Below are 16,362 nucleotides of genomic sequence, written 5' to 3'. Positions count from 1 at the left end.
CAATCCAACTACGCGATTTTTCGCAACGCATTGACAATCCCCCCTTTCGCCCCACATTTTTCGCCGCCATATAGCTCGCTCCGAGTCGAGAGGAATTTTCATGCCAGTTGTCGTTGTCGAATCCCCGGCAAAAGCCAAAACAATCAACAAATATTTGGGGTCCGACTACACCGTTCTTGCGTCCTACGGGCATGTCCGCGACTTGCCGGCGAAGAACGGTTCGGTTGATCCGGACTCCGATTTTGACATGCTCTGGGAGGTCGGCACCGACTCCCGAAAACATGTGAAAGCGATTGCCGACGCTCTCAAAGAAGACAACAACCTGATCCTCGCGACCGACCCCGATCGCGAAGGCGAGGCCATCAGCTGGCATCTGGAAGAAGCACTGCGCAAGCGCCGTGCCATCAAGAAAGACACACCTGTATCACGCGTAGTTTTCAACGCGATCACCAAATCCGCCGTGACCGAAGCAATGCAAAATCCGCGGCAGGTGGACCAGCCTCTGGTCGATGCATATCTCGCCCGTCGCGCATTGGATTATCTTGTTGGTTTCAATCTGTCGCCGGTTCTGTGGCGAAAACTTCCCGGCGCGCGCTCTGCCGGTCGCGTACAATCGGTCTGTTTGCGCCTCATCGTTGAACGAGAGATGGAAATCGAGGCCTTCAAGGCGCGCGAGTATTGGTCGGTCAAGGCGCTGCTTTCGACACCGCGCGGCAAGGAGTTCGAGGCCCGCCTTACAGTCTTAGGTGGCGAAAAACTCGACAAGTTCTCGATTGAAAACTCGACCGCTGCCGAACTGGCCGTACAGGCAATCGAAAGCCGCAACCTTTCTGTTGCCCGTGTCGAAGCCAAACCGGCATCGCGTAACCCGTCCGCGCCCTTCATGACATCGACCCTGCAGCAGGAAGCCAGCCGCAAGTTCGGCATGGGCGCGCGCCATTGCATGAACGCAGCCCAGCGCCTCTATGAAGCAGGCTACATTACCTACATGCGAACAGACGGGATCGACATGGCACCCGAAGCGGTGCAGGGCACACGAGACGCCATCAAGGAATTCTACGGCGCCGACTACGTGCCCGAAAAGCCGCGCATATACAAAAACAAGGCCAAGAATGCTCAAGAGGCGCACGAGTGTATCCGTCCAACGGACATGATGCGCAAGCCGGCAGATCTGAAAGTATCCGAAGACGACCAGCGGAAGTTGTACGACTTGATCTGGAAGCGCACGCTTGCCTGTCAGATGGAGGGTGCGCGCCTGGAGCGCACCACTGTCGATATCGCCTCTGACGACAAGCAAGTCGAGTTGCGCGCCACTGGACAGGTTGTTCTATTTGACGGTTTCCTACGGGTCTACGAGGAAGGCCGGGACGATCAGGTGGTCGACAGCGACGATGACAAGCGCCTTCCTCAGATCATGCAGGGCGAAAAAACCGACAAGCGCTCGGTTTCGCCAGAGCAGCATTTCACGCAGCCCCCGCCCCGCTACACAGAAGCGACGCTGGTCAAACGCATGGAAGAGCTCGGCATTGGGCGTCCATCGACTTATGCCTCGGTGATCACCACCATCCAGGACCGCGACTATGTGCGAAAGGAAAAAAACCGCCTTTTCCCTGAAGACAAAGGCCGGATCGTAACCATCTTCCTGCTAAATTTCTTCCGTAAGTACGTCGGCTACGAGTTCACCGCAAATCTGGAAGAAGAACTCGACGACGTCTCCGCTGGTGATCGCAACTATAAAAATGTGCTCGCCCGCTTCTGGAAAGACTTCAACACCGCGATCGCTGAAACCAGCGACCTGCGCATATCCGAAGTGCTTGATATTCTCGACGAAGCGCTCGCGCCACAGCTGTATCCTCCGCGTGAAGATGGCTCTGATCCGCGTGTCTGCCCTAAGTGTGGCAATGGCCAGCTACACCTCAAAACCTCCCGAACTGGTGGCTTTGTGGGCTGCGGCAACTACCCTGAGTGCAACTACACCCGTCCCATTTCCGGCGAAGGGGCCGAAGGCTACGAAAAGGTTCTTGGCGAGGACAATGGAGACGAGATCCACCTGAAATCTGGTCGCTTCGGTCCGTATGTACAGCGTGGGGAAGCAACCCCAGAAAATAAGAAGCCGCCACGCTCTTCCCTGCCCAAACAAGGCAAGGAGTTCCTTCCGGGCTGGGGGCCCAACGAAGTCACGTTGGAACAGGCCGTAACTTTGCTTACCTTGCCTCGAGAAATCGGCCCGCACCCCGACGGCGGCATGATTTCGTCCAACTTGGGACGCTTTGGTCCCTACATCATGCACCAGTTGCCGGATGAGGAAAAACCCGTCTATGCCAATCTCAAGGAAACGCTCGACGTATTTGAAATAGGCATGAACCGCGCGGTGGAAATGATCACCGAGAAGCGCAACAATCCGGGGCGCGGACGACGCGCTGCGGCCAAGGCTCTGCGTGAACTTGGCGATCACCCGGACGGCGGCCCGGTGAACATCATGGACGGGCGTTACGGACCCTATGTGAAATGGGAAAAGGTCAACGCAACGATCCCGAAAGAGGTCGAGGTCAAGGACGTGACCATGGAACAGGCTCTCGAATGGATTTCAGAAAAGGCGGGGAAAAAGAAGGCCACCCGTAAGAAAGCGCCGGCAAAGAAAAAAACCGCCGCAAAGAAAGCCTCTTCCAAATAATCATTGCAGGATGATGGGCGGTTCTCCGCCCATCATCCTCATGACACGCCTTGCTCACGAAAGTTTTAGAAACCGCGGAATTGCGTTTTTTGATGTGTGCCTGCACATCAATCACAAAACAGAGCAGGTCCGCACCATGAACCCTTCCCGAATGCCCCGCCGTGCTTTCCTTTTGGCGATGCCCACGCTTGCACTCACTGCTCGCGCCGGGCTCGCTCAAGAAGAAGTGGAAGCACCGGTGACAGCCGTCCGAAACATCTCAAGCTTCTCGCAACAGAACTGGCGCGATCACTTTGACACTCTGGGCAAGGCCACCATTGTTGCGGACACAACTTCGCGCGCGTTGCATTATTGGAGCGCAGATGGAAGCGATTATCGCGTCTACCCCACCTCTGTTCCGATGACAGAAGACCTCACCAAACGCGGTTATACAAAAATCGTGCGCAAACGCGTGGGTCCGGACTGGACGCCGACGCCCAGCATGGTCGAGCGCAATCCGGAACTGAAGTATATGCCTCCGGGTCCAGACAATCCGCTGGGAACCCACGCCATGTATCTGGAATGGCCAGCCTACCTCATCCATGGCACTCATGACACACGCAAGATCGGTCGTCGCAGCTCTGACGGCTGTATTGGGTTGTACAACCCATCGATCGCAGAACTCTTTGAAATAAGCCCCGTCGGCACTCAAGTGCGCATCATTTGATGCGCCCCGTAGTAATACGCGATACCCCTTCCAAACGTTGACTCCCCGGTGACGCGCCGTCACAACGTCCGCAATTCCGAATAAGGGGAGACATCCATGAAAAAGGTATATGCAAATGCCGCCGATGCGCTCGAGGGCGTTCTGAGCGACGGCATGTTCATTGCCTCAGGCGGCTTCGGCCTCTGCGGCATTCCCGAGCTATTGCTCGACGCCATCAAAGACAGCGGTGTAAAAGACTTAACGTTTGCCTCTAACAATGCGGGCGTTGACGACTTTGGGATCGGCATCCTTTTGCAGACCAAGCAGGTCAAAAAGATGATCAGCTCCTATGTGGGTGAGAACGCGGAGTTCATGCGTCAGTATCTCTCTGGCGAACTCGAGCTTGAGTTCAACCCGCAAGGCACGTTGGCTGAACGCATGCGCGCCGGCGGCGCCGGTATACCCGGCTTCTTCACCAAAACTGGTGTCGGCACCGTGATCGCCGACGGCAAAATGGAGAAGCAATTCCCGACTGGCCCTGACGGCGCGATGGAAGACTACATCATGGAAGAAGGTATCTTTGCCGATCTGGCCATCGTTAAGGCGTGGAAAGCCGACGAAACCGGCAACCTCGTATTCCGCAAGACCGCGCGGAACTTCAACGCACCGGCGGCTACATGCGGCAAAATCTGTATCGCAGAGGTCGAGGAAATTGTGCCCACAGGCTCTTTGGACCCCGACAGTATCCATTTGCCCGGTATCTATGTGCATCGCCTTGTTCAGGGTGAACACGAAAAACGTATCGAACAGCGCACTGTGCGCCAGAAGGAGGCGTAACAATGGCTTGGGATCGCAATCAAATGGCGGCTCGCGCCGCACAGGAACTCCAGGATGGTTGGTATGTGAACCTTGGCATCGGAATCCCGACGCTCGTTTCCAACTACATCCCTGAGGGCGTCGAAGTGACTCTTCAGTCAGAGAACGGCATGCTGGGCATGGGTCCCTTCCCCTACGAAGGAGAGGAAGACCCCGACCTGATCAACGCGGGCAAGCAGACAATTACCGAACTGCCTCAAACCGCCTACTTTGACAGTGCGCAGTCCTTTGCGATGATCCGTGGCGGCAAGATCGCCATGGCCATTCTCGGTGCAATGGAAGTGGCCGAAAACGGCGACCTCGCGAACTGGATGATTCCGGGCAAGCTGGTCAAAGGCATGGGCGGAGCAATGGATCTCGTCGCTGGCGTTGGCCGCGTGGTGGTCGTAATGGATCACGCCAACAAGCACGGCGACTCCAAGGTGCTGAAGGAATGCACCCTTCCCCTTACTGGCAAAGGTGTAGTGGACCGTATCATCACCAACCTCGGCGTCCTTGACGTGGTCGAGGGCGGGCTCGAAATCGTAGAGTGTGCCGAAGGCGTATCCGAGGACGAACTCCGCGCCGCGACTGAGGCGACTATTGTCAATTAAGTCTCGCCAAAGCGAATCCAGAAGCCCGGCCACCGCGCCGGGCTTTTTTGTGACTCACAACAAAACTTCCCCTCTGCGCAATCCTGTGCCAAAAACTGGCCTCATGGACCAAAATACCCTCGCCTTTGAACATGCCCCAGTTGGGCTGATTCTTTTGGAAAACCGTGTTATTCGACGCGCCAATCCACGGTTTGGCGAAATGTTCGGTCTCACGCCTTCCGATTGCGAAGGCCTGCCAATCGCGGAAATCTATGCCTCCGAAGAAGATTTCCAGACCATCGGAGCCAAGGTATATACCGCGATCCGAGAGACCGGCCGCTATTCTGACGAACGTGTCATGAAGCGCGCCGACGGTTCGTTATTCTGGTGCCGTGTGCGCGGTCAGGCGGCCACCACCGATACCCCAGAAAACCCGTTCAGCACGTCAGTATGGTCGTTTGCAGACCTGTCGGAGGACCGGCCAATCGTTTCGCTTACGCAACGCGAACGCGAAGTGGCGATACTGACGTGTCGAGGTCTGACATCGAAGGAAATCGGGCTGGAACTCGAACTGAGTTACCGCACCGTTGAAGAGTATCGCGCCCGCCTTCTGCGAAAGTTCGGGGCTCGTAAACTGGCGGAACTCGTTGCCAAACTCTCCGGAATGCCGCTCTAGCCCTAACGCCTGCCGGAACGCCGTTACCGCTCGCACTTCTCATGACGGTTCGGCTTTCCTAAGGGCAGCTTTTCACCTATAAGGCCCCGTTAGGGGAAACCAAAAAAGACTCAACCGCGCACCGCGTGCAGAGGATAGAAAACGGACAATGAGCAAGAAAAACCACGATTCCGACGTCGCCTTCATTCAGGCTCTGGCAGAGCTGCTTCGCGAAAACGACCTGACCGAACTCGAGGTCATGCGTGAATACGGCGAAGATGACAGCCTGAACGTGCGCGTCAGCCGCCAAACCCAAGTCGCGGCCGCGCCTGTAGCCGTAGCAGCAGCGCCCGTTGCAGCCGCACCAGCACCGGCTGCGCCTGCTGCAGCACCGGCGGAAGCCACGGCGGCACCCGCCGCGGAAGCAGATCCCGCCAGCCACCCAGGCGCTGTGACGTCGCCAATGGTAGGTACTGTTTACCTTCAGGCCGAACCCGGCGCCCCGACCTTTGTGTCCGCCGGCCAGTCTGTCTCCGAAGGCGACACCCTGCTGATCGTCGAGGCCATGAAAACCATGAACCACATCCCGGCGCCGAAATCCGGCACCGTAACTCGCATTCTGGTTGGCGATGGCGACACCGTTGAATACGGCGCACCGCTGGTTATCATCGAATAAGGGCCTGCAATGTTTGAGAAAATCCTGATCGCAAACCGCGGAGAGATCGCGCTGCGCGTGATCCGCGCGGCCCGCGAAATGGGCATTGCCACGGTTGCAGTCCACTCCACTGCGGATTCAGACGCCATGCACGTGCGCATGGCTGACGAGGCTATCTGCATTGGACCGGCACCGGGCACCGAAAGCTATCTGAACAAGGCTGCAATCATCGCGGCCTGCGAAGTCACCGGCGCGCAAGCGATTCACCCCGGCTACGGCTTTCTCAGTGAAAATGCCGAATTCGTGCAAATGGTCGAAGACCATGGCCTGACATTCATTGGCCCCACAGCGGAACACATCCGCATCATGGGCGACAAGATCACGGCCAAGGACACCATGATCAAGCTAGGCGTGCCCTGTGTGCCCGGCTCTGACGGCGGGGTGCCAGATCTCGACGCGGCAAAGAAACTGGGCGCAGAAATGGGCTACCCGGTCATCATCAAGGCAACCGCCGGCGGTGGTGGTCGTGGAATGAAAGTCGCGGCGACGGCTGCCGACATGGAAAGCGCATTCATGACCGCGCGCGCCGAAGGCAAAGCTGCCTTTGGCAACGACGAGGTCTACATCGAGAAATACCTCACCACGCCACGCCATATCGAGATTCAGGTCTTCGGTGACGGCAAAGGCAAAGCCGTACACCTCGGTGAACGCGACTGCTCTTTGCAGCGCCGCCACCAGAAGGTTTTCGAGGAAGCCCCAGGCCCCTCAATCACGCCTGAAGAGCGTGCCAAGATCGGTAAAGTGTGTGCGGACGCGGTCGCCAAGATCAACTACATCGGCGCGGGTACCATCGAGTTCCTTTATGAGAACGGCGAGTTCTACTTCATCGAAATGAACACCCGCCTACAAGTGGAACACCCAGTTACCGAAGCCATCTTTGGTGTGGATCTCGTCCGCGAGCAAATCCGCGTCTCAGAAGGCCTTCCGATGTCATTCGGACAGGATGACTTGGAAATCAACGGGCACGCGATCGAAGTACGGATCAACGCGGAGAAACTGCCCGATTTCTCGCCCCGTCCCGGCAAAATCACACACTATCATGCTCCCGGCGGCTTGGGAGTGCGAATGGATAGTGCTCTTTATGACGGGTATAATATCCCACCCTACTATGACAGCCTGATCGGCAAGCTCATCGTTCATGGCCGGGACCGTGCAGAAGCTCTTGCCCGCCTGAACCGTGCATTGGGCGAGCTGATCATCGATGGCATCGACACAACCACGCCTCTCTTTGAAGCGCTTTTGGCAGAGGACGACATCCACTCCGGGGATTACAATATCCACTGGTTGGAGAAGTGGCTCGAATCCAATATGGCCGAGGGCTAAGCATAAATGGGCGCGCGTCATGGGTGATCTGACACCCGAACTGTTGATGCGCGCCTATTCAATGGGGGTCTTCCCCATGTCGGAACATCGAGACGATCCAGATATTTTTTGGGTTGATCCAATCCGGCGCGGCATCTTTCCACTCGACTCCTTCCACATTTCCCGCAGCCTTGCCCGCGCCATCCGGCGCGCCGATTACTCAATCACGCTTGATGCGGATTTCGAAGGGGTCTTGAACGCCTGCGCGGATCGCGAAGAAACATGGATCAGTGGCGAAATCCACAGCCTTTACATGGCGTTGCACACCACGGGAAAGGCCCACTCACTAGAGGTTTGGCAAGACAACACCCTTGCTGGAGGTGTTTACGGCGTCGTTCTGGGTGGGGCATTTTTCGGCGAAAGCATGTTTTCCAACCGCACCAATGGATCCAAGATAGCGCTGGCCTATTTGATAGCTCACCTGCGTCTATCCGGCTTCACGTTGTTTGACACACAGTTCATCACTGACCACCTGGCCTCACTCGGTGCGATAGAAATTCCTCGAGCGGACTATCACAAACTGCTGACGTGGGCGGTACGACAAAACGCAGACATCACCGCTCAGTCGCTCCCTTCCCCATCGGAAGTGCTTTCATCCTGAGGCTTAGCGGACACCTTGCAGCGCAAAACCCAGACGTCATACCTGGCATGGTCCAAGGCCATCAGCGCGGGACTTGAGGCAATCATCCAGCCTTGAAACAGCGTGTCTCCTTCACCGCGCTGATCAAGCACGGTCAAATAGGCATAAGCCTCACCAGTGGCGTTATCGGCCGGGTGGCGGCATTGCGCCATGTCCACCCTTAAAGGGCCCAGAAACGTCGAATACCCGTTCTGCAATTCGAAATCGACCCGTTCACCGGTCAATTTATCCAGCCCCCGCAGCATCGCGCCTTCTGCAACTGTCGCGGCCACAACAGACTCCGAGGACACATCTCCCAGAACTTCCGGTGTCGGAGACAGCGTTTCAAACTCCAAAGGCGCAATTGGCAGTGTTTCGATCACCACGTCCTGCGCAGCAACGGACGCAGGTATCATTGCCAGAGCAAAAACCAGTGCCCGCATCATTCGTCCCCACCACTAACAAATTTCAGCAACAGCGACACAAGGCTTACAGAGCTTTGCGTGTCCTCAATCTCGTCGCCTTCCTCGAAGTTGAAAGGCGATCCGCCGGGTAGAATCTCAACGAAATTGCCCCCCAAGAGCCCTTCTGAACTGATAACAACTGCGCTGTCATCCGGAAGATCAATACCGCCGGCGACGGTGAACTCAGTCAAAGCGCGAAACGTCGTCGGGTCTAGCGTGATGTCGGTCACTGTTCCGATTTTCACACCGGCCAAGCGAACGTCCGTACCTACGCTGACACCCTCAACCGAGCGGAAAGACGCACTCAGAGCGTATCCGGCATCTCGAGAACCCTTACCTGCGAATTGGCTGGCATAGATCAAAAAACTCGCCGCGGCAGCCAAAACAGCCGCGCCGACCAGAGCCTCTGTGCGCACCGCTGACATAAGTTTACTCGGGGCTCCATGCCTCGTAGTCACGCCGGTCTTCTGGCGCGCCCGCAGCACGAATAGACCCTACCGGCGCATAGGCAGCCGCCGACCCTGTCAGGTTCTCCTGATGCGGCTTTTCCCATTCTTTGTGTGGCAAGGTTTTCTCAGAGGGAACATCCTTAAAAGTGTGATGCAGCCAACCGTGCCAGTCCGCGTCGATTCGACTCGCTTCGACCTCACCGTTGAACATCACCCATCGCTTGCTGTCATCTGCATTGCGATAATAGACATTCCCCGCGGCGTCTTCTCCCACTTTCACACCCTTACGACGGGTGTAAAGCATGGTATTCAGGGTTCCCCCGTTCCACCAGGTCAGTACGCTGTTGATGGTGTTCAGAATGCCCATGAGTGCCTCCGCAAAGTTCCTCCCTCTAATGGACCATTTGCTGCCAAAGGTCCAGTCTCGCAGCTTCATCGAAATCGCCTTGAGAATTCTCATCCGTGCCCCCGAAACTGTGGCAATCCAAATGCAGCCTCAAGGTGACGCAAGCGACGGCCTCTTCCGTGCGAGAATTTGTGCGCGCACAGCTTACGGCACGGCCCGTGGCCCGGTGTAAAACCGGACGTATGACCCATTCCGACAGGGTTGTTGGCGGCCTCGCCGCAGCAACCCGCATCGGTGTGTAGGCAATCTCTACCCGCAGCGTTTCAGGCGATCCGCCAAAGGCCTAGCGCGCCGCAACCTTGCCGCGCAGCATGATAAAAAGCCCTGACAAAACGATCAGACCACACCCAAGCCACGTGGCACCGTCGATGCTTTCTCCGAACGCCAACACGCCAAGCGCCACGCCAAAAAGCAAACGCGTATATCTGAACGGCGTAACAGCAGACACTTCGCCGGTCCGCATCGCCTTCATCAGGGCTGTGTAGGCAAAGACCCCCGTCACGATTGCGGCGCCAAGCGCGAGACCGCTGCTGCCTTCTGGCAAGACAAAGGCACGTTGTTCATAGATTGCGTAAAACCCGCCCGCCGCGATAACCGTCAAGAATCCGTAGAGTCCCAGCAAAATTGTGCTCAACCCGGCCGGTGCTGCCCGACTGGCCAGATCACGGCCGGCGAATCCCAACATCCCGGCCACGGCCAGCAACGACAGCACGGAGAAGCTGTCTCCGCCTGGACGCACGATAACTACAACGCCTGCCAGACCGATGCCGATCGCAACCCATCGGCGCCAACCAACGGTTTCGCCAAACACCAACGCCGCAGCCCCCACGACCACCAAAGGCGTGGCTTGCAAGATAACGGTCGCGGACGACAGTGGTGTCAGCGCCAGAGCGAGAAAATAAAATAGCCGCCCGAACACCTCGAAGAACACACGCACCCGCACTGCGGGTGCCTTCGCTTCTTCAGGAAACAGAGCCAGCCCTTGCGCCTTCGCGAGCCCGGCAAAAATCGTTGCACCTCCCGCCCCAAAGATCACCAGAATTTGGCTCATCGGCAGACCCTGCGCAGCAGCCTTGATGAGCGCATCCTCTATCGCAAACAAGGCCATGCCCGCGACCATCCACAAGCTGCCAACGAGGTTGGCATGCGTATGTGTCATTGGCTCAGGAGATGTGGAACGACTCAATATCTCACTCGGAAATGCGTGCTGTAACTTCGATCTCAATCTTCATGGCCTCTTCCATGAGGTCCGCGATGATCATGGTCGCCGCCGGCTTTGCTTTGGCAAAGACCGCGCTTGTGACCGGCCAGCATTTTTCGAAATCTTTGCCATCAGGCAAAATGTAGTTCACCCGTACGACATCATCGAGCGAGCTGCCTGCCTCTTCCAGTGCATTGCCGATTGTCTGCAATGTGTTGCGGCACTGGTCCACTACATCTTCTGGCAACGTCATGGTCTCATAGTCGTAACCTGTTGTTCCGGATACAAAAACCCAACCATCTGCGACCACGGCGCGGCTGTAGCCAATCTTTTCTTCAAACGGGGATCCTGTCGAAATGTGGCGCACAGACATGGCGAATTCCTTCTCAATCATTCTTTGCGCGCACCCTTTCGCGCCAACAATAAAAGGTCAACCACCCCCGGCTATTTCGGCTCCAATTACCCTGTGCGACTGCCGCCGCCTGCTGCAATGCTCGCAAACCAAAAGGGCGCCCCATTGGAACGCCCTTCTCATCAGAATTTCTGTTGTATCACCCTGCGGAAGCAGGCTCTTTTTCGCCTTCGCCGTGGATCATAAGCGGTGCCGCAGAACTGGTGACGGCCTCTTCGTTGACCACAACCTCGGTCACACTATCCATGCCGGGAAGTTCGAACATTGTATCCAGAAGGATGTCTTCCAGAATGGACCGCAAACCACGCGCGCCGGTCTTGCGTTCAATCGCACGCTTGGCGATTGCGCTCAGGGCGTCGTCGGTAAAGGTCAGTTGCGCATCTTCCAACTCGAACAGACGCTGGTACTGTTTTACCAAAGCGTTTTTCGGCTGCGTCAGAATGGTGACCAAAGCGTCTTCGTCCAGATCTTCCAGCGTTGCCAAAACCGGCAAGCGCCCGACAAATTCCGGAATGAGACCAAACTTCAGCAGGTCTTCGGGCTCAAGGTCCTGGAAAATTTCACCAACGCCACGCTCGTCGTTGTCCCGCACGTCAGCGCCAAAGCCCATCGCAGACCCTTTGCCACGCTGCGCGATAATCCGGTCCAATCCGGCAAAGGCCCCGCCGCAGATGAACAGGATGTTGGTGGTGTCCACCTGCAGGAATTCCTGCTGCGGATGCTTTCGACCACCCTGCGGCGGCACAGAGGCCACCGTGCCTTCCATCAGCTTCAGGAGCGCTTGCTGCACGCCTTCGCCCGACACATCGCGCGTGATCGACGGGTTCTCGGACTTACGCGTGATCTTGTCGACCTCGTCGATATAGACGATGCCACGCTGTGCACGCTCCACATTGTATTCCGACGCTTGCAACAGCTTCAGAATGATATTCTCGACGTCTTCACCCACGTAGCCCGCTTCAGTCAGCGTCGTGGCGTCTGCCATTGTGAAAGGAACATCCAGAATCCGAGCAAGAGTCTGAGCGAGAAGTGTCTTGCCGCAACCCGTCGGACCGATCAGCAAGATATTGGACTTTGCTAGCTCAATGTCACCCGTCTTCTGGGCGTGGTTCAAGCGCTTGTAGTGGTTGTGCACAGCAACAGAAAGAACCCGCTTCGCCATGGCCTGACCGATCACATAGTCGTCCAGCACATCGCAAATCTCGCGCGGCGCCGGAACACCTTCGGAAGATTTCAGACCACTGGCCTTGGTCTCCTCGCGGATGATGTCCATGCAGAGTTCGACGCATTCATCACAAATGAACACAGTCGGGCCCGCAATAAGCTTGCGCACCTCATGCTGGCTCTTACCGCAAAAGCTGCAGTAAAGCGTATTTTTGCTGTCAGAGCCGGACGTATTCGACATGTCTTCCCTTTCAGGCCTGCTACCCGTCCCAACCTTGGGACAACCCGCGTTTCAGTCAGCTTAAGTCAGCCGCCAAACGGGTACAATGCGAAAGTGTCCGTCAAGGTTTACGACCCTACGGACACTCCCAAATTCTTAACTTTCTTCGTCGTCGCCCTTAGCGCGGTTCTCGACAATCTCGTCAATCAAACCCCACTCCTTGGCTTCTTCCGGGCTCATGAAGTTATCGCGCTCAAGACCAGCTTCCACCTCCTCATAGGTGCGACCGGTGTGCTTCACGTAAATCTCGTTCAGGCGCTTCTTCAATTTGAGCGTCTCTTCCGCGTGGATCATGATGTCGGTTGCCTGACCCTGATAGCCACCGGACGGCTGGTGCACCATCACGCGGGAGTTTGGCAGGCTGAAGCGCATGCCAGCCTCACCGGCTGTCAGCAGCAAGGAGCCCATTGAGGCCGCCTGACCAATCACCAGCGTGCTCACCTTCGGTTTGATGTATTGCATCGTGTCGTAGATCGACAGACCAGAAGTCACCACGCCACCCGGGCTGTTGATATACATGCTGATCTCTTTGGACGGGTTTTCCGCCTCAAGATGCAAGAGCTGCGCCACGATCAGCGAGGACATACCGTCATGCACCGGACCGTTGAGGAAAATGATGCGCTCTTTCAGCAGGCGCGAGAAAATATCGTAGGCGCGTTCGCCACGGCTGGTCTGTTCCACCACCATGGGCACGAGGGTGTTCATATAGGTCTCAAACGGATCGTTCATAATCGCCTGCCTGTTGTCGCTTTGGTTGCAGCTGTGCGGTTCCGCACGCGAAACCTCTCCCACAGAGTCTTAGTAGCGGGCTTTGGGGGCTGCAAGACCACCTAATGATTTTTGAGTTAAGGACGGGTAAAGCCTGCGAGAGCACGTAAGGTCACGAAGTGCGTTGCGGACTTGTCTGTCGCATTGGTGCATCAGATTGGAAGCGTTTCTTCCATAGCCTTAGAGCCGCGTTGACCGGCACACGAACGATCTCGACCGGCACTGTCGCATTTCTGAGCCTACTGTGGATCGTATACAAACCACATCTCCACTGGATTTTTGAGGTTCGATGCAAACATACTCGCCGGAGACCGCACCACTTGGAAAAAGCTATGCGAACTTTCGACGACCTCTTTGCCATTTCCGCCGAGCGCAAAGGCGGTGCCGACGCGCTCGAAGCCATGTTGGACAAACCCAAGTCCGCCGAAGACCTCGCCCAAATCCCCGAGGACCGCTGGCTCGCGCAATTCACCAAAGGCGTGTTTCAAGCGGGCTTCAATTGGAAGGTTATCGAAAACAAATGGGAAGGTTTCGAAGCCGCCTTTCACGGCTTTGACGTCGACCGCTGCGCCTTCATGCATGACGAGGACATGGATCGCCTGATGAGCGACAAGGGCATTGTCCGCAATGGGCCAAAGATCCGCACGGTGATGGACAACGCCCATTTTCTGCAATCCCTGCGCGACGACGGCGGCGCCGGTCGGGTGCTCGGGGGCTGGCCCTCCACAGACTACGTCGGACTATTGGAATTTATGAAGAAAGGCGGCTCAAGGATCGGCGGCAACACGGGTCAATACAGCCTGCGCTTTCTCGGCAAAGACAGCTTTATCTTGTCACGCGATGTGGTCGCCCGCCTGATCGCCGAGGGGGTAATCGACAAGCAACCGACCTCCAAAAGCGCCATGAAAAAGGTTCAGGAAGCCTTCAATATCTGGATGGACCAATCCGGCCGTTCCCTCACCGAAATCAGCCGTGTGCTGGCGACGAGCCTTTGAGGCGAAATAACATATGTTGCGGAACAATCTGTTGCCAAATCTAAAATCAGAAGCCGTAAAGGCACTTGAATCTCCCTGTTGTCGGGCTTAAGTGCCGCTCGCAGACGTTTTTCTTGTCGACCACTGTCTCCCTTTAAACGGCGTTCAGTCTTTCGATTCAGACCGACCACGCCGAGCTGTCGCATACCGCGGACAGGACACATATAGGAGAATACGGAATGGCTACTGGCACCGTAAAATGGTTCAACTCAACCAAAGGTTTTGGCTTCATCGCACCCGACGGCGGCAGCAAAGATGTGTTCGTACACATTTCCGCAGTTGAGCGCTCCGGTCTCACCGGTCTGGCTGACAACCAGAAAGTCACTTTCGACATCGAGGCAGGCCGCGACGGACGCGAATCCGCGACCAATCTCGCCCTGGCATAAGCTGATCTCAAAAGATTTGCTCGAACGCGGTCCCTTTGGGCCGCGTTTTTTTTGTTGCGAAACTGGCATCAGGCCAGAGCAGAAAAAACCCGAACACTCCTGCCATACTGGGACCACCCGTTGAGAACGGACAGCAAAAGTGGTGACAGTCACTTGCTGTTCCGGCATCTTAGGCATTTTGACGCAATGATTTCCGGAGCTATTCCATGCCCCTCACCGCAGCCGACGCCCAAGCGTTTCTACCCACGGGTTTCGCGCCGTGGGTTAGAGCTCTGAATTTGACGATCACCGATATCTCGACCGCTGGCGCCACGCTGACCATGCCCATTACCGAAGACCTCGCCCGTATGGGGGGCATCATTTCTGGACAAGCACTGGCCGCCATGGCGGACACCGCTATGGTCTTCGCCTGCTTTGGTCACATGGACGGTTTCAAACCGGTCGCGACCACCAATCTGGACACACAGTTTCTGCGACCGGGCACTGGTGACACAATTCGTTGCGAGGCCGAAATCATCCGCGCAGGCAAGGCCCTGATCTTTGCTCGTGCCACGATGGTTGCCCTGCCTTCGGACAAAGCCGTCGCAACCGCCACTGCGACATTCTACGTGCCTTGATCCGAAAGTTCGGGATGCAAATAAGCCTCTGGATAAGACATCGGCTTTAGAGGTCCTAGTGGCACCACCCCGTTCCATGACCGCCCGAAATACCCTTGCCGGCAATGGACAAGAGAACTCGCTTCCGCGACCCCCTCGATAGCATAAACGCGGCACAGCCACCGCCACAAATGTGGGTAATCTAGGATACGCGCCCCATTCAATTTCATCCTCACATAATACACCGGATCATGCCGGAAGAGGGTCGGAAACAAGCGCAGGTCTGCTTCGGTGAATTTCGCGCCCGTCAGAAACTGACGTCCGTCCGCCAACAGGTCTTCAAGGAACGCCAGCGTTTCGAAATAGGCGTCGTAAGCCTTGGCATAGACTGCTTGATCCGAGGAAAAACCCGCCTTGTAGGCTCCGTTGTTGATCGCAACATAAACCCGCTCATTGAGCGCATCGATTTCAGCCTCAATTGACTCCGGCAAAAGCTTTGTTCGTTCAGCTTGGTTTCCACCAAGCGCCGCCGCATGCCGATCGAGCATCCTCAATATTTCGGCGCTTTCGTTGTTCACAATGCGCCCCGCAACCTTGTCGTAAAGGATCGGCACGGATTGCTCATGTGACCCTTCCCGCTGGTATATCTGCTTGGCCAGCCGAAGGCATTCACCGGTACCGGTTTCCCACGTACATTCCGGTAGCCCTTGCCCCGTCAAAGTCGCCACCCGGTCCGGATTGAACTCCCAAAGGTTTGGCCCTACCGGATCATCTTCGCCTGTCCTGTTTGGAAAAGCGACGTCCATGGAAATGCTGTTTTGCAAACCGAGGACCGAGCGCGCCAAGGTAACGCGATGGCACCATGGGCAATTCAGGGAAACGAAAAGATGATAACGTCCCGGTTCCGGCGGGAATTCCGGATCACCGATGGCATGCCGGAAACCGCTCACACCGCGCACAAACTCGCCTTTTGCGCGCCGCTTCGCCGCGCCGGACTGATCTTCCTGAGTGGATAATTCATTGGTCATGCCTCAGGCTTCCACG

Annotated in this window: 19 protein-coding genes; 11 read left to right on the top strand and 8 right to left on the bottom strand. The window is 56.5% G+C overall.

Annotated elements, in window-relative coordinates; genetic code table 11:
* Nucleotides 1-100: 100 nt before the first annotated feature.
* From topA to aat, 8 genes are all read left to right on the top strand, one after another.
* A complete protein-coding gene (gene topA, locus BXY66_RS04755; RefSeq protein WP_132859016.1) occupies nucleotides 101-2,674 on the top strand; it encodes a type I DNA topoisomerase in 2,574 nt (857 codons plus the stop codon).
* Between the two features lie 178 nt (nucleotides 2,675-2,852).
* Complete coding sequence (locus tag BXY66_RS04750; protein ID WP_243694359.1) at nucleotides 2,853-3,380, top strand: L,D-transpeptidase; 528 nt, start codon at nucleotides 2,853-2,855, stop codon at nucleotides 3,378-3,380.
* Between the two features lie 96 nt (nucleotides 3,381-3,476).
* A complete protein-coding gene (locus tag BXY66_RS04745) occupies nucleotides 3,477-4,196 on the top strand; it encodes a CoA transferase subunit A (RefSeq protein WP_132859014.1) in 720 nt (239 codons plus the stop codon).
* A 2-nt stretch (nucleotides 4,197-4,198) separates the two neighbouring features.
* A complete protein-coding gene (locus tag BXY66_RS04740; protein ID WP_132859013.1) occupies nucleotides 4,199-4,828 on the top strand; it encodes a CoA transferase subunit B in 630 nt (209 codons plus the stop codon).
* 103 nt (nucleotides 4,829-4,931) lie between these two features.
* A complete protein-coding gene (locus BXY66_RS04735) occupies nucleotides 4,932-5,483 on the top strand; it encodes a LuxR C-terminal-related transcriptional regulator (protein WP_132859012.1) in 552 nt (183 codons plus the stop codon).
* A 148-nt stretch (nucleotides 5,484-5,631) separates the two neighbouring features.
* Nucleotides 5,632-6,138 (top strand): acetyl-CoA carboxylase biotin carboxyl carrier protein, encoded by a 507-nt coding sequence (gene accB / locus BXY66_RS04730; protein WP_132859011.1) that lies wholly within the window; start codon nucleotides 5,632-5,634, stop codon nucleotides 6,136-6,138.
* 9 nt (nucleotides 6,139-6,147) lie between these two features.
* The gene (gene accC / locus BXY66_RS04725) at nucleotides 6,148-7,500 is read left to right on the top strand and encodes an acetyl-CoA carboxylase biotin carboxylase subunit (protein WP_132859010.1); all 1,353 of its coding nucleotides are present in this window, start codon (nucleotides 6,148-6,150) and stop codon (nucleotides 7,498-7,500) included.
* Nucleotides 7,501-7,519: 19 nt separating this feature from the next.
* Complete coding sequence (aat, locus tag BXY66_RS04720; protein WP_132859009.1) at nucleotides 7,520-8,140, top strand: leucyl/phenylalanyl-tRNA--protein transferase; 621 nt, start codon at nucleotides 7,520-7,522, stop codon at nucleotides 8,138-8,140.
* On the opposite strand, the gene BXY66_RS04715 is transcribed toward aat, so the two are convergent.
* The 7 genes from BXY66_RS04715 to BXY66_RS04685 form a co-directional block, all read right to left on the bottom strand.
* Nucleotides 8,101-8,604, bottom strand: coding sequence for a DUF2155 domain-containing protein (locus BXY66_RS04715; protein WP_243694290.1), 504 nt, complete (start codon nucleotides 8,602-8,604; stop codon nucleotides 8,101-8,103). The two genes, aat and BXY66_RS04715, sit on opposite strands and share 40 nt — an antisense overlap.
* Nucleotides 8,601-9,047, bottom strand: coding sequence for an outer membrane lipid asymmetry maintenance protein MlaD (mlaD, locus tag BXY66_RS04710; RefSeq protein ID WP_132859008.1), 447 nt, complete (start codon nucleotides 9,045-9,047; stop codon nucleotides 8,601-8,603). The genes BXY66_RS04715 and mlaD overlap by 4 nt, the downstream gene beginning before the upstream one ends.
* Nucleotides 9,048-9,051: 4 nt before the next feature.
* The gene (locus BXY66_RS04705; protein WP_132860341.1) at nucleotides 9,052-9,438 is read right to left on the bottom strand and encodes an NADH:ubiquinone oxidoreductase subunit NDUFA12; all 387 of its coding nucleotides are present in this window, start codon (nucleotides 9,436-9,438) and stop codon (nucleotides 9,052-9,054) included.
* A gap of 322 nt (nucleotides 9,439-9,760) precedes the next feature.
* Nucleotides 9,761-10,636, bottom strand: a complete 876-nt coding sequence (locus BXY66_RS04700; RefSeq protein WP_243694289.1) for a DMT family transporter — start codon at nucleotides 10,634-10,636, stop codon at nucleotides 9,761-9,763.
* A 31-nt stretch (nucleotides 10,637-10,667) separates the two neighbouring features.
* The gene (locus tag BXY66_RS04695; RefSeq protein ID WP_132860339.1) at nucleotides 10,668-11,051 is read right to left on the bottom strand and encodes a RidA family protein; all 384 of its coding nucleotides are present in this window, start codon (nucleotides 11,049-11,051) and stop codon (nucleotides 10,668-10,670) included.
* Nucleotides 11,052-11,229: 178 nt separating this feature from the next.
* Nucleotides 11,230-12,495, bottom strand: coding sequence for an ATP-dependent Clp protease ATP-binding subunit ClpX (gene clpX / locus BXY66_RS04690; RefSeq protein ID WP_132859007.1), 1,266 nt, complete (start codon nucleotides 12,493-12,495; stop codon nucleotides 11,230-11,232).
* 135 nt (nucleotides 12,496-12,630) lie between these two features.
* A complete protein-coding gene (locus BXY66_RS04685; RefSeq protein ID WP_132859006.1) occupies nucleotides 12,631-13,263 on the bottom strand; it encodes an ATP-dependent Clp protease proteolytic subunit in 633 nt (210 codons plus the stop codon).
* A 371-nt stretch (nucleotides 13,264-13,634) separates the two neighbouring features.
* Between BXY66_RS04685 and BXY66_RS04680 the strand changes: the two genes are divergently transcribed.
* The 3 genes from BXY66_RS04680 to BXY66_RS04670 all read left to right on the top strand — a co-directional run bounded on the left by BXY66_RS04680 (nucleotide 13,635) and on the right by BXY66_RS04670 (nucleotide 15,339).
* Entirely contained in the window at nucleotides 13,635-14,297 is a 663-nt protein-coding gene (locus BXY66_RS04680) for a DNA-3-methyladenine glycosylase I (RefSeq protein WP_132859005.1), read from the top strand.
* Between the two features lie 218 nt (nucleotides 14,298-14,515).
* Nucleotides 14,516-14,722, top strand: coding sequence for a cold-shock protein (locus tag BXY66_RS04675; protein WP_132859004.1), 207 nt, complete (start codon nucleotides 14,516-14,518; stop codon nucleotides 14,720-14,722).
* Nucleotides 14,723-14,928: 206 nt separating this feature from the next.
* The gene (locus BXY66_RS04670) at nucleotides 14,929-15,339 is read left to right on the top strand and encodes a PaaI family thioesterase (RefSeq protein ID WP_132859003.1); all 411 of its coding nucleotides are present in this window, start codon (nucleotides 14,929-14,931) and stop codon (nucleotides 15,337-15,339) included.
* Here BXY66_RS04670 and BXY66_RS04665 read toward each other — a convergent pair.
* Nucleotides 15,327-16,346, bottom strand: coding sequence for a glutathione S-transferase C-terminal domain-containing protein (locus BXY66_RS04665; RefSeq protein ID WP_132859002.1), 1,020 nt, complete (start codon nucleotides 16,344-16,346; stop codon nucleotides 15,327-15,329). The two genes, BXY66_RS04670 and BXY66_RS04665, sit on opposite strands and share 13 nt — an antisense overlap.
* Between the last annotated feature and the right edge of the window lie 16 nt (nucleotides 16,347-16,362).

This window comes from Shimia isoporae (assembly GCF_004346865.1).
Lineage (GTDB): Bacteria > Pseudomonadota > Alphaproteobacteria > Rhodobacterales > Rhodobacteraceae > Shimia > Shimia isoporae.
The sequence above is the reverse complement of the archived record's forward strand: the minus strand, read 5'-3'. Positions and strand labels throughout refer to the sequence as shown.